At 34.9% G+C, this 13,283-nt stretch carries 15 protein-coding genes and 3 pseudogenes; 6 read left to right on the plus strand and 12 right to left on the minus strand.

Annotated elements, in window-relative coordinates; genetic code table 11:
- Positions 1-499: pseudogene (sgrA, locus tag HMPREF2961_RS09135) on the minus strand (LPXTG-anchored fibrinogen/nidogen-binding adhesin SgrA); the annotation flags it as partial.
- Positions 500-694: 195 nt separating this feature from the next.
- A pseudogene (locus tag HMPREF2961_RS14780) lies at positions 695-1,532 on the minus strand (lysostaphin resistance A-like protein).
- Positions 1,533-1,716: 184 nt separating this feature from the next.
- On the opposite strand from HMPREF2961_RS14780, the gene HMPREF2961_RS09150 reads away from it, so the two are divergent.
- Positions 1,717-2,604, plus strand: a complete 888-nt coding sequence (locus tag HMPREF2961_RS09150; protein WP_002314950.1) for a peptidyl-prolyl cis-trans isomerase — start codon at positions 1,717-1,719, stop codon at positions 2,602-2,604.
- Between the two features lie 289 nt (positions 2,605-2,893).
- Here the strand turns inward: HMPREF2961_RS09150 and HMPREF2961_RS09155 are convergent, their stop codons facing one another.
- The 9 genes from HMPREF2961_RS09155 to HMPREF2961_RS09195 form a co-directional block, all read right to left on the minus strand.
- Positions 2,894-3,679: a glycerophosphodiester phosphodiesterase gene (locus tag HMPREF2961_RS09155; RefSeq protein WP_002314949.1), complete on the minus strand. Its 786-nt coding sequence runs from the start codon at positions 3,677-3,679 to the stop codon at positions 2,894-2,896.
- A 377-nt stretch (positions 3,680-4,056) separates the two neighbouring features.
- Positions 4,057-4,752 (minus strand): fructose-6-phosphate aldolase, encoded by a 696-nt coding sequence (locus HMPREF2961_RS09160; RefSeq protein WP_002314948.1) that lies wholly within the window; start codon positions 4,750-4,752, stop codon positions 4,057-4,059.
- The gene (locus tag HMPREF2961_RS09165) at positions 4,736-5,134 is read right to left on the minus strand and encodes a PTS glucitol/sorbitol transporter subunit IIA (RefSeq protein ID WP_002314947.1); all 399 of its coding nucleotides are present in this window, start codon (positions 5,132-5,134) and stop codon (positions 4,736-4,738) included. Before HMPREF2961_RS09165 ends, HMPREF2961_RS09160 begins: the two co-directional genes overlap by 17 nt.
- A 17-nt stretch (positions 5,135-5,151) precedes the next feature.
- A complete protein-coding gene (locus HMPREF2961_RS09170; RefSeq protein ID WP_070704628.1) occupies positions 5,152-6,147 on the minus strand; it encodes a PTS glucitol/sorbitol transporter subunit IIB in 996 nt (331 codons plus the stop codon).
- A gap of 17 nt (positions 6,148-6,164) precedes the next feature.
- Positions 6,165-6,719, minus strand: coding sequence for a PTS glucitol/sorbitol transporter subunit IIC (locus HMPREF2961_RS09175; protein WP_002314945.1), 555 nt, complete (start codon positions 6,717-6,719; stop codon positions 6,165-6,167).
- The gene (locus HMPREF2961_RS09180; protein ID WP_002314944.1) at positions 6,707-7,198 is read right to left on the minus strand and encodes a transcriptional regulator GutM; all 492 of its coding nucleotides are present in this window, start codon (positions 7,196-7,198) and stop codon (positions 6,707-6,709) included. The genes HMPREF2961_RS09175 and HMPREF2961_RS09180 overlap by 13 nt, the downstream gene beginning before the upstream one ends.
- The gene (locus tag HMPREF2961_RS15785) at positions 7,191-7,541 is read right to left on the minus strand and encodes a PTS sugar transporter subunit IIA (RefSeq protein WP_256277985.1); all 351 of its coding nucleotides are present in this window, start codon (positions 7,539-7,541) and stop codon (positions 7,191-7,193) included. The genes HMPREF2961_RS09180 and HMPREF2961_RS15785 overlap by 8 nt, the downstream gene beginning before the upstream one ends.
- Before the next feature lie 104 nt (positions 7,542-7,645).
- A complete protein-coding gene (locus HMPREF2961_RS14785) occupies positions 7,646-9,058 on the minus strand; it encodes a BglG family transcription antiterminator (RefSeq protein WP_256277986.1) in 1,413 nt (470 codons plus the stop codon).
- Between the two features lie 18 nt (positions 9,059-9,076).
- A complete protein-coding gene (locus HMPREF2961_RS09195; RefSeq protein ID WP_002314942.1) occupies positions 9,077-9,877 on the minus strand; it encodes an SDR family oxidoreductase in 801 nt (266 codons plus the stop codon).
- A 221-nt stretch (positions 9,878-10,098) separates the two neighbouring features.
- Between HMPREF2961_RS09195 and HMPREF2961_RS09200 the strand changes: the two genes are divergently transcribed.
- The gene (locus HMPREF2961_RS09200) at positions 10,099-10,314 is read left to right on the plus strand and encodes a DUF378 domain-containing protein (protein WP_002293281.1); all 216 of its coding nucleotides are present in this window, start codon (positions 10,099-10,101) and stop codon (positions 10,312-10,314) included.
- A 137-nt stretch (positions 10,315-10,451) separates the two neighbouring features.
- Positions 10,452-10,937: a hypothetical protein gene (locus HMPREF2961_RS09205; protein ID WP_002314941.1), complete on the plus strand. Its 486-nt coding sequence runs from the start codon at positions 10,452-10,454 to the stop codon at positions 10,935-10,937.
- Positions 10,938-11,017: 80 nt separating this feature from the next.
- On the opposite strand, the gene HMPREF2961_RS09210 is transcribed toward HMPREF2961_RS09205, so the two are convergent.
- On the minus strand, positions 11,018-11,656 hold the full coding sequence (locus tag HMPREF2961_RS09210) for a hypothetical protein (protein ID WP_002314940.1): 639 nt from the start codon (positions 11,654-11,656) through the stop codon (positions 11,018-11,020).
- Positions 11,657-11,847: 191 nt separating this feature from the next.
- Here HMPREF2961_RS09210 and HMPREF2961_RS09215 point away from each other — a divergent pair, with 191 nt between their 5' ends.
- The 3 genes and pseudogenes from HMPREF2961_RS09215 to HMPREF2961_RS15925 all read left to right on the plus strand — a co-directional run bounded on the left by HMPREF2961_RS09215 (position 11,848) and on the right by HMPREF2961_RS15925 (position 13,098).
- Positions 11,848-12,261: an Hsp20/alpha crystallin family protein gene (locus HMPREF2961_RS09215; protein ID WP_002291922.1), complete on the plus strand. Its 414-nt coding sequence runs from the start codon at positions 11,848-11,850 to the stop codon at positions 12,259-12,261.
- A gap of 181 nt (positions 12,262-12,442) precedes the next feature.
- Complete coding sequence (locus tag HMPREF2961_RS09220) at positions 12,443-12,703, plus strand: hypothetical protein (protein WP_070704634.1); 261 nt, start codon at positions 12,443-12,445, stop codon at positions 12,701-12,703.
- A gap of 159 nt (positions 12,704-12,862) precedes the next feature.
- Positions 12,863-13,098, plus strand: a pseudogene (locus HMPREF2961_RS15925) (hypothetical protein).
- The last annotated feature ends 185 nt before the right edge of the window (positions 13,099-13,283 follow it).

The following is a 13,283-nucleotide window of genomic DNA, read 5'->3' on the forward strand; positions in this document are numbered from 1 at the left end:
TTTCACTGCTCGTACTCTCTGTACTGCTTTCACTACTCGTACTATCCGTACTGCTCGACGGTCCAACAACTGTCCAACTACTTGGTTTCAAATTCTCCGTAATCGTCATCTGTCCATCATAAAAAACAATCAAATCAACTTTATCCTTACTCTTGATCTCATCAATCGATAGTTCTGCAGAAATCATTATTGTATACTCAATACCAGCGGTCCATTGTACGTCCTTTAAATAAACTTCCCCAATAACCTTTTCTGAACTTCCATTACCATCCCAACCATATGTTAGAACAGCATGTATATCACTAACATTCACGCTTTTATTTGTTTTGATCAGAATAGTAATGACTTGTTGTGTCACGTCATAAACGATCCGATCAGTTTTCACAGTAAATGAAAGATTTTCATTTGTCCGTTCATTTGCAGAAGTACTGATTCCAATCATTGCTGCAATTATACTTAGCCCAAGAATAACAAATAATACGGTCGCTGTTTTCTTCATTTCAATCACTCTCCATATAATTACCTTCTATTTGATAAAGGAATTATATAAAATGAAAATGATGAGAACACGACAGTCAGTTGTGAAAATCTAACAAAAGATGTCGTGTATTCGTTTGAATCTGTTTACTTTTTCGTTTAATCAATGAAAGACTTAAAAAAGCAAGACCGATATCAGCCTTGCTTTCTTCATCTTTTATTGATAAACAGCAGTGTATTTCTTCATCCGCTTTGTTTTATATGCATAGAGTAACAAACCAACAATCAAGACTAACAAGAATAATGTAGTCGATATAGACGCTTCAGCCCTAAAGTTTCCCCAGTAATTATTGTGTTTTGCGATTGAACCAGAGTGGAGAAAAAACCTTGTTCTTGCGTTCCGCTGACTGGTATACCCAAAATAGCTCCTTGAGTCCAATTCCAAGTAATGTGAGCACCGATGGCCGTAAATAAACTTTCTGTACTGTAGATAAGTGCACTGAAAAAGCAACCTGCTAAAAAGATATTGAAAACTGCCAGAAATGTCATGTTAGGATTCAATCCGTGTAAAAGAGCAAATAATGCAGCAGATCCAATCATTGCTATTAATGGACCAAATCTAAGCAGCTGGTGCTGAAAAAAGCCACGGAATAAAAGCTCTTCGGATACCCCACTGCAATAAATAAAATAAAACTCGTGATCAGCGGCACAATATTTGCGTTTCCTGAATCTAACCGATACGCCCCTATCAAATATAATGGACTAGTAATAAGCAGAAACACTCCAATTCCACCAACGAGACCTCCCGCTAAATATCCCCAGTCTTTTCCTCGTCCACAAATACCATAATCTTCCACTTTTTTCCCTTCTACCTTACTAGCAAGAAATAAAGCTAGTAAAAAAACAACTAAATGTCCAACCGTACCAGCAATTGCTCCAATCCATTCACTGTCTCCAAGAAACATATCCGCAAGTGCATTATTGACAAGAATTCCTAAAACAAAACCAACTAAGACTATTAAAACAGATCCAATCAATCGAATAATCCTGATCATCTTTCATCCCTCCTTTATATTAAGTGTAATAACCCTTTTCTTTCTTGTCTCGTGAAAAATATCTAAATGTTCTCCATCATAGAGAGAAAAGATTTTTACGAACTAAGAATGTCTACAGCAACCTTACGAAAATGAAAGACTGTCTGCCTGGTTCTTCTGTTAGACTGTCTTTAATAAGGAAAGGATGGGAAATTTTTTGAAAAAACAACTACTGATTATGTGCCTTTCAGGATTTGCTATTTTACTATTCTCAGGTTGTAGCAAGTCCAATGAAACAATTGCAACGTTTAAAGGTGGAACACTTACAGTTCAGGATTTTTATGATAACCCAAAAGTTAAATCAAACAATCAAACACTATTAAGAAAAATGATCGTCTTCAAAGCGTTTGATGATGTATACGGAAAAGAGATTTCTTCAAAGGAAGTAACAAAAGAATATAATGAACAAATCAAAAAACTTGGTCCAAACTACAAGGAACAATTAAAAGCAGTTGGCCAAACGGAAGAGACATATAAGAAACTTTTGAAACAGATGCTGGCTTTCCAGGACGGTTTGAAAGCCAATGTAAAATTAACAGATAAAGATCTAGACACTGCTTGGAAAGAATTCCATCCAGAAGTTAGTACACAGATCATCCCATTTTCGACTAAAGAAGAAGCAGATAATGCAAAAAAAGAAGTAAATGAAGGGGAAAATTTCTCCAAGCTTGTTCAAGCTTATGGAAAAAATAAAACACTAAAGGAAACTGATGGAAAAATGAATTTTGATTCAACCAATCCAGGGATTCCTACTGAAGTAAAAAAAGCAGCATTTCAATTAAACAACGGGGAAGTTTCTGATATCATTCCTGTAACAGATCCAACGACTTATCAGCAAAGCTATTATCTAGTAAAAATGGTAAAAAAACAGGATAAAGGTGCCAATAAAGATAAATACAAATCAGAGCTAGAAAAAATCGCCACGGAAACAAAAACCCTTGATACGGAATTCATGGATAAAACAATCCATAAAGTGATGAAAAAAGACAATGTAACTATTAAAGATCCTTATGTAAAAAATATATTCAAATAAACAAGTTTGACCCGATTGGGGATGTGGCAAGCAAGTTTCGGAAATTACTTCTTATTTCTTAAAGATGAACACTTCTGCCACGACCTCATGCGGGTTATTTTTTTCCATACCAAAACAAGTTCCATACCAAAACAAGTAACTGAATTTATCACAATCATATCAATATAAAATAAAAAAGAAGTTTTTTTATTTATGAACATGCTATATAAAAAAACCTAAGTCAACTTGACGACCTAGGTTCAAAAATGGATATAAAGATGAATAATTACATAAAATGAATATATTATGTTTATAAATCACTAGGATTGATTTCATCCGTTTCTACGATTGGAACGGATGATTTTTTTAACACTTCAAATCGTTTAACGTCATTTACCCCATACACTTGATACTCGATTCCAGATTTATTTAGTTTATTGATTGTTTCTTCTGTAGCAGCATCATTAGATACTGAGAGCAACGCTTTTTTATAACTTTTTACTTGTTCAATCTCATCTTCAAGTTTATTTTTTTGGTCATATAACCAAGATACTGTGCAGTCAGGATGATTCTTTACGACTTCGTCTCGGATCTTTTTATCCGTCAGTACAAAAAATGAACGTTCATACACACTATTTTGTTTTAGCGTGTTTACGATGTCATTAACAAAATGTTCATCCTGCCAGTTTCCTTTTGAACCATTCACGTTGACAATCAAGTTATTTTTTTTGATTTCCTTTACGGCTTCTTCAAAAGTAGGTATCTTAACTTTTTTATTTACGTATTCTGGATAGTTTTTCGTATCTAAATTAAACTTCTTTAGTTGTTTGATCGTGTATGTCTCTGGTTTCCCCGTTCCATCTGTTGTTCGATCCAATGTGTCATCATGCATCAAAAAATTCACGCCGTCTCTACTTGTCCGAACATCAATCTCGACTGCTTGGTAGCCTAATATTTTTGCTTGATGGATACTCTCCACCGTATTCTCAGGCGCAATAATGTGTGCGCCACGATGAGCCACTAAGTAAGTACCTTCATGTTCCAACCAATTATTTGCTAATGAAACACATCCTGTTAATAAAACAGTGAATAGCATTACTATTCCAATCTTTTTTTCACTTGCCAAATCACCTCAAAAACAAGTATAGCAAACTTAAACCTGTTTAAAAAGTTATTTTAAAACGAGCTAAAAATATCCCTTATGGACTTTTTCTTCTTGTTCTGTTATACTAAAGAAACACGAAAGATATTTTTATGCGACACTTTTCATTTGTTTTTATGAAATTTATTCAAAACTGGCGTAACTTCAGAGTTACAAGGATGTATTAGAGGTTAGGGAATACATCGTTTAAATGAGAAATAAGTAATAGTTAGTAATAGTCACCGAAACTTTAAATTAATGAATATTGAATCGTCAGATAGCCTTCTCGAGTTTTCGAGAAGGCTATCGTTTATTTTATGGATAAATTGATTTCAGAAGTAATCAGCGACCTTTTTTAGTTCACCAATCGTTTCTGCTTGGAAAGTTTGCACCCAATCTTCTTGGAAGCCCCTCACTGCTTTATCAATCGAGGTCATCTCTAACACTTGATCTAGTAGCTCTTTACCTAACGTTATCGCATGAGCTCCAGATCGAATGGCTGTAGTGACTTGTTCACAATTTTTGAAACTAGCTGCTAATATTTTTGTTGGACTTTGCGTATGTTCGATCTCAGTCCGCAACGAATCAATCACTTTCATAGCATCAATGCCTTGATTTTGCATTCTGTTATAATAAGGTGCAATATAATCTACCCCATTATTAATAGCTAAATACCCTTGTAATTCCGTGTAAATAGCTGTACCGGTAATCAAATAATCTTCTTTTTTCAACTTTTTGATCGCTTGAAGGCCTGCTTGATTCACCGGCACCTTGATAAACGTATCTTTTCCTAGTTCTTCTATGATAACTTGAGCATCCTCTATCATTTCTTCTTCCGTTCTTCCTATTGTCTGAATATGGATGGGAATCTGTCCGATCATTTTTTTGATTTCTTTCATATGCGAGAAGAAGTTTGACGCTCCTTCTTTTTTCAGAATAGTAGGATTTGTTGTTACGCCTGTTAGATTCAAAAACTGTTGGCAAGAATAAATACTTTGTGTATTTGCTGTATCAAGCATGATTTCCATATGGCTTTCCCCCATTCTGATCCTCTTGATCGATTCTAATGATTGTCCCCTTTCTTAAATGCGGCATTTCTTTATCTTCTACATACATTGTCCCTGGAAGTTCCGGCTCATGAGATCCATCAAATTTTATCGTGATATGTCCTAATTCATTCAAATTAGTTTGGACAACATCTCCTACTGCTGTGATTACATACATTTGTTTATCAAAGCAGAGCTTCATATCACAAGTTATTTCTTTTATTACCTGATTCAATTCAATCTTATAACAATAATCTGTTAATGTTTCCGGTGCTTCATCTCCAAATAAAATCATTATTTTTTCTTTCCTGAATACTTCTGCTTCTATACCAACATCTGTTACAACCGTTTCAAAGATCGTCATCTCTGTTCCTCCTAAACTCAGCTATATAATCCAAAACTTGCTACCCAAGCAATGATAACTCGTGGGATGCCGTTAAGAAATCTTGAATAAAGAACTGATGGTACACCTACTTCTACTGTCTCAGCTTTTGCTTCTTCCAAACCTAGACCGACTGGAATAAAATCACATGCATTTTGAGTATTGATAGCAAATAGTGCCGGTAATGCTAATTGGGGAGGAATATTCCCTTTCCCAATCTCTACACCGATCAATGTTCCGATCACTTGGCTAATAACTGCCCCTGGACCAAGCAAAGGAGATAAAAATGGCAGTGAACAAATAAAGCCAATGATTGTTAATCCAACTGCATTTCCTGCTAAAGGTGCCATAATGTTAGCAAATACATTACCTATTCCAGAACCTTGGATCACACCAATCAAAAGGGAAACAAAAGCCATAAAAAGGATCACTGTCCGGATCATCGTATCTACTGCTTCTCTTGCTGATTGATTGAATGTAGCAACTACTTTTCCCGCGCCCATTCCAATCTTTGCAACCCAGTTTTGCTGCTCTGCTTTTTGCTCGGTTATCTTTTTAGAAGTATCATATTTGTACTTTTTATCTGGAGATGCAGTATTTACTGTTTCTTTGTTATCATCAGTTTCCATTAGCGGCTGTATTTGTTCTAACCCTACTGCTGAAACATAAATATCTTCAGTGATATATTGTGCTAATGGGCCACTTTTTCCTGTGGGAACGATATTGATGGTTGGTATCCCTTTTTTAGGATAAATTCCACATCTAAGAGTCCCTCCACAGTCAACGATTGCAAGCGCGATTTCACTATCAGGTATTGATGTTTTGAATCCATTGATAAACTCCATACCTGTCAGTTCTTCTATCTTATCTACGATCATTGGCCTCTCACCTCCACCTGTAACATAGATGAACTTGTGTTTATCTTTTGTCGGCCTAATAATCAAAGGACCTCCATACCCGCCGTTTCCTTTTACGATCTTGATATCGCTATACATTAAAAACTCTCCTTTCTCTAATCAACTGAAAGCTCTACTTTTTTGCTAAGAACGATTCCTTGCTGTCTGCATACAAATCCAGTAGTAAAATCAGTTATCCAACCACCAATAAAGTTCATCAGCAGTCCCACAAACAAGTATCGGATAGCCAGCTCCATCGAATTTAGCCCTAAGGTCTCGATCCCTTGAGCAATCCCCATCCATACAAACAATTCTCCAGGATTAATATGTGGGAATACACCATTGCTCGTATGACAAAATTGAGCTTGAGCAGCATAATAGCTTGGTTTGTAGTATTCTGGAAGGAAACGAGCCATTGTAAATGACATAGGATTTCCCAACATAAAAGCAGATAAGAACGGTAAAACAAGGTAACGAGTAAACGGATTTTTCGCTGATAACTTGGCTACTTTCGTTACTCGGTCTTCACCTAAAAAAGCAATCATCGTATTCATTGCGACCATCAGCATCAAGACAACTGGTACGATTCCTGTCATCCAGCTTATGAATGTTTCTGCACCTGTTTGGAACAGCCTCATAAATCCCTCAGCAAATTTTGTTATGATATCCATCGTTTGTCACTCCTTTTTTCTTTGATCGTACTTTTCCATATCCGAAAATTATTGAGCATAGCAATAAAAGGCAATGAAGATTGTTCACTTTTTTCGTTTCCTGCCTCTATTCGTAAGTATACTTCTCTGGCATTTTCTAAAGCTGCTTGTGTCAAACGATCTTCCGCTCGAACTGAGGGATGGTAACGATCGATGTAATGGATATCTTCACCCACATAGAGAGGTAATGAATGAAATTTAGCCAAAGATGTAACCCCTTGCATTTTCCTGACTTCTAAAACTTGATCATGATCGTCTATAGCTAGCATAACAATCGTGCCTGAACGGATTTTCCCAGGTCGTTTACCAATCGCTACTTTTCCTTTTCTTCGCAGTTCGCTATATGTTTGATTGAAATGCTTTAGCTGCTTCCAACCGATAACTGCTTGCAGCATATAAGCTGAAGCTGCGAAAACTATGAATAGATACATATCATTCATGAAGTCTCTCTCCTTTACTTTTGATTAGTTTTAAAAATGATTCTTTTGTCGGTGCTAATTCAATAAACTCATCTATTCCCATTTTTATGAGTTCAAATAGGATATCGTATAGCTCAAATAATTCATTTTCAACTTCAGCCGTCATTTCTTCAGGTATGGCAAATAAAAAAATAACTCCATTTCCTCCTGTTTCTGCTAAACCTTGATCAGTTATTAGCCCCACTGATAAAACAATGTGTCGGGATAGCTGGTTGGTTGTGTGAGGAAAAGCAAATTCTTTGTTAACAAATGTGCTTTGCTGAGATTCTCTTTTCAAGATCCTTTTTTCAAATTCTTGATCCACATAATAGCCTCTGATCAAAGGAGCGACTAATTTGTTTAAATATTCTTGATACGTCTTTTTTTCTTTCCATATTTGATAGAAAAAAACAGTAGAATGAAACCCGACTAACCGCTTTTTTTTGCTTTTTGCCATTGTGCCCTTAACCAAGAGTCATCGAAAAGATTAGTCAAATGGATCACCGGTGTCTCTTCATTTACATTTTTTAACGGAATCGTTGTAAAAACAGCAAAATATTTGTTTAGATCTACTTTTTCATATTGTTCTTCTGAAATATGTGTTATTTGTATATCCGTCCCCAATATCCTTTTGATTTGTCTTTGGATCATTAATGCTGTTCCTTTTCCTGTCGTATGAACAATGGCTACTTTTTTAGAGGAAAAATGCTCTTTTTGATATCGAAATGCTAACTCCAAATACAACGTTAGGTAGCTGATCTCTACTTTAGAGATCTTATGTTGCAAGATAGCTTCTAATGCTTGTATGCATTCGCTAGTGATTTGGTAAGAAAAAGGATACTTTTTTTCTATCTCACCATAAAATAAATCAGTCAATCGATAACGAAAAATTACCCGATTTATCAATAAAGAGAGGTGCTGTTTCATCTCTTGATATAAGAAGGACTCATCCAGATCAATGAGATCTAATCGTCGAATACGCGTTATCATGGGGTCGAAATATAAGCGCAAATCAGAGTTAGCTTTCCTTATCATCGTTATACTTGTGTTGATGATGTTCAAAGGAAAACTGATAAAATCTTTTTCATATTGGCTCAAAGTTAGTTCATAGATTTCTTCCAACCGAGTGATCAGTTCATTGAATTCTTGGATATATTCAAAACACCCACTGTAACGATTGATGGGCTTCTTCAACAGATAGTTACTAGAGATTCTATTCAAAGAAATACCGATAACTTTCGTCAAAAGAGTGATTTCTTGTTTACTAGCATTCGTCTTCTTCTGAAAATGTTTGATTGCTTGTTTTTCTTCTAGAAACTGTTCTGTTTTCGTCTCTGAAAAGTAGGGAGAAACAAAATAAAACAAAAGTAGTCGTAATTCTAGCTCATCTCCTATTATTCTTAGTCCTTTATTTGGTGTGCCTGTAATCTTTACATCAAAATCATTTATCATCTCTTTTAATGTCTTTAGATCCTTGACCACTGTTCCTCTGCTGACACCGACTTCTTCAGATAAATCATCCATACGTAAGAAATCCTCTGTTTCGATCAGCCTATTTAGTAAATAAGCGATTCTTTTGGATGCCGAATTGAAATCACTGGCTGTTTTCAATTTTCCTTGCATGATCTCATCAAAAAAATCAAAATCATAAATTTCAAGTTCAAAATGTTTGTTTTTTTGGATGATTTTTGCAATACCGGCAATTTCTTCATTCAATTCCCCAATATCTTTTTTTATGGTTTGATTACTGGTTTTGATTTCTTTTTGCACTTCCTGGATTGAAACTTTCTTGTGAGCGACTAGTAATTTCAATAATTGGTACCATCTGTTTACTAGCGTCACGTGCGTCCCCCCTATCCTTTATCCTCTTGTTTTACCTCCTGAAATATTAGTCGTGACTCCAGTGATATAACTTGATCTTTCTGAAAGATAATAGCAGACTAGATCCGCCACTTCTTGCAGCTTACCACTCCTTCCTAGAGGGATCGTACTTGTTCGACTGTAACCGTTTCTCAGCTGTTCGACGCTTATACCTCTCGTATAAGAAAGAGCTTCTTCATATTCTTGTGTTCTCAAACCGGTTTCTTCCAGTATCCCTGGTGCAACACCTACCACACGAACATTCCTCTTTCCTAACTCTTTTGCCCAAGAACGAGTAAAACTGTTCATCGCTGCTTTTGTAGCAGCATAACAGCTCTGTCCTTCTGATCCTTCCAATCCTGATTCAGAAGAAAGATTCACGATCACTCCTGACTCCTTTTGCACCAAGATTCTTCCCACTGCTTGACTCATCAAATATACACTTTTTTGATTGACAGCGATCATCTTATCAAAAACTTGTTCTGATAATTCATACTTACTTTTTGGATGATTTCTATCTATTAAAAGAGAAGGTATATTTATTCCTGCATTATTGACTAGACCATCGATCGTCTTGAAGTGTTTCATTACTTTATATACCCCTTCTTCTATGTCCGTTTTAGAAGACACATCGACTTTTAAAGATAGTAGGTTTTCATGCTGTATACGGCATTCAGTTACATCAAAATTCGCTACTTGTGCATTCTGTTTCAACAAATTTTCGACAATACTTCTTCCAATTCCTGAGGAACCTCCAGTTACAATTACTACTTTTCCTGCAATATCCAACCAATCCGACATATGTGATCCTCTCCTTCTTTTTTCTTACAAATCCAGTATAAAAGCTCACTAGAAAAAATTAAGACATGAAATTTACAGCTTCAGCTAAAAAATGTGTACTAATGGAAGAGCAAAAAATTTTCCTCTTTTTGCATCATTTGCTAAAATCCCTGAGCGTTATATAAGCAATGTTTTTCTTTTTGATATATAATTGTTTTATCATTTAAGAAAGGAGAATTCTAATGAAAACTTTAGATGCTATTGCATTAACTTTATTGATTGTGGGAGGGCTGAACTGGTTGTTGGTAGGCTTGTTCGAATTTGATTTAGTAGCTATGATTGCTGGTGGTTCAACAACTATTTTTGCGAAGATCATTTATATCATCGTAGGTATTTGTGCGATTTACTGCTTGAAATTTTTCCCTATGATTACTAGAAAAGTTGATGAAAGATATTAGAAAGCTATAATTATTAAAAAAGCAATTATCTTCATGAACCTTCCCATTAGTGGGAAGGTTTTTTTATTTGAAGTCATCTGATTCCACATGGAAAGTGGTATACTGAATCAAGATAATCTATTTTAGGAGGTACCATCATGAATAAAGGGATTTACGTAGGATTGTTGGGGGTTGTACTACTTTTTTCAGCCTGTGGAAATGCTACAAAGAATTCTATCAATGAATCTTCACTAACCAATTCAACACCTAAAGTCGGTTCAACTAAAAGTACTTCTACTGCTTCCATTACTAATACTTCTACTAATAATGTAGATTCTCAATATAGCCAATCAAGCATTCAGTCGTCTACCATTTCTTCAACATCTGAAATGCAAGAAAGAACTGAACCTTCTCTTCCATTGGAAAACTCTGATGAAGCACTTCTATTTCTTATTGCCCATCGTTCCGAATTACAAAGTGAAGATATCGTTACTAGCTTTTATCAAAAAATCGATCAAGATTATTTGTTCACGACTTCTAGCAAGCAGACTCGTGCCCAAGGAGGATCAGGAAGTGTCGGTTTCTATCGAGTTTCCCCCGATGGAGTGATCTTGATTACTGATGCGTACGGCACACCGTTTTGATGATATAGAAAATTTCACATTTCTGTCTGTTCATTGTGTGTTTTAACGCTATTTTATTTTGAAAAACGCGAACGAGTATCTCAATCGTTCGCGTTTTCTATTTCAAAATTCTCTGGTACGTCCCATTTATTCGCCACCATTTTTTTGTCAGATACAGTCATACGATATAAGTGACCATTTGCGTCAACTACATAGTTTGCTACAGCTACTTCTTCCATAAAAATATCTACTTCTACTTCTCTAACTTGATTGATACGAACGTCAAACCAATAATGGTTAGCGCTTACAATAGTTGGATCTTCTAACTTCAAATGATAGTATGCCCACTTCTCTACTTGCTCTCTTGTTAAATTTGTGGTATCTACTTCGCTTTTTGTCAGTTGTGTAATAAAATTAGTCGCCGGATGGTTTTCTAAATCCAATTTTTCTACATTTGGGTAAAAGAATTTGCTTATTATAAAAAATGACACGATGATGATTCCTGCTATACAACATGTGTAATAGACGATTTTTCTTCTACGGGTTTTACGTATCGTTTTTATTTGGTAATTTCGCGCTTCTCGATCTCGCCATTTTCGTTGCTGCAAAGCTGTTTTTTCTTTTTCTAAAAGATAGCCGAGTTCACGTTTCTTTTGTGGATTGCTTGTCCTAGCGATTTCTAATTCTAAATGATAGATTCTGCTTTCTTCTCGCCAATAGGGATTTGTGGTTTTTGCCATATTTTCTCCTCTCTAAATTATTTTCTTACTATTATTCTAGCAAACCCTTTCTCAAATTAGAAAGATAACCTTTGTAATTCACTAGATGAAACATTCACAAAGACAACCGTTATACTTGAATTTTTTTCAAAATAGAGTTATTACATAAATAGGGATAAATAAAAAATACTCTATTGAAAGGATGATCAAAAATGGCAAATGTACCTAGCATTCGCGACATGTTCCCTGATTTCAATGATGTGTTTAGTCCAGCGTTCAATGATTTTTTAGGTGTTTCAAGTTATCCAAAAGTAGATTTAGTTGAAAACGAAAAAGAATACAAACTAACAGCTGATATGCCTGGCTGTGACAAAGAAGACACGACAGTTGAATATTCAGACAATACTTTGACGATCTCCGCCAACCACGAGTCCCATACGGAAGATAAAGAAAATGGCAACTATGTACGGAAAGAAAGACATTCGGTCTCTTACAAACGTTCATTCTATCTTCCTGATGTTGATGAAGAAAAAATCACCGGAACCTTTAAAAATGGTGTACTGAAATTAGCATTACCTAAAACGGCGCATCATCCAAAAGAAACGAAAAAAATTGAGTTAAACTAAGAACTTTCGCCTCTCAATAAATGAGAGGCGATATTTTTATTTTTGATAAGAACAAGTGATTTCTAATTGAAATTTATAGTTATTCAGAACTAATTCAATAATCCTAATTAAAATTTCAAACGATACAAAAAAATATTTTGTTTTGGCGATAAAGATGGTATGATCTCTCTTGGTAAAAAATATGGGAGTTGATCATTTGATTGTCTTAAGTAAACTTTTATTTTGGATACCATTCATCATAATGATCAGTATTTTCTTTTACTTATTCAAAAAACCGAACAAATACTTACTTTTATCTGCTTGTCCGATGATTTATTTTATCCATAAAATCAGAGGCTTTTATTATTATGACTCTGGTATTTCATTGTTTTACTACGAAATCGGTTTATTAGCTTCGGCCATCTTTTTCATTTGTGTGTTAGGATATTTCAGAAAAAAATAAGCTTCCAGTCAAAATTGGCTGGAAGTTTTTTATTTTGGCGTAGAACTTTTCATTTGATATTCATACAAGTTGATCCATTTTTCTATTATTAAGTACATACCATTGTTACTCTTTGAATGTGAGGGATAAAGAATAAAAGGAGCTGGTATTTTGTTAGCTATGAGTAAAGCTTTATTTTTACTTCCCTGCACATTCATGTTTATTGTTTTATGTTACTTCAAAAGGGGGGAAAATGGTGCTGGATCGATGTTTTGCTGTTTCTTCCCTTTTTTCCGCTTATTTATTTTCTGGAAGAAATTTAGGATGACATGGCATGTGATTCTGCTTTTCTTTTTAGTCATTCCTTGGGGCTTATGCTCTCACTTATGTTCTTTGCCATTGTGCTATTTTTTTGAATAAAAAATAATGTATAAACACGTTTGTCCCAACTAATTTATCTTGTAACTTGATTTTTTGCATTAAAACCAAATAAAAAGATAAAAAAGTGCGGTATTTCGCACATTTTTATTATAGATAAACGTTTAGACAAATTGGATTACTTTTAGGTTCGAGAGTGTAAAATATTTTGTGTAAATAGAAA

This window comes from Enterococcus sp. HMSC076E04, assembly GCF_001814285.1.
In the GTDB taxonomy this organism is placed as follows: Bacteria; Bacillota; Bacilli; order Lactobacillales; family Enterococcaceae; genus Enterococcus_B; species Enterococcus_B lactis.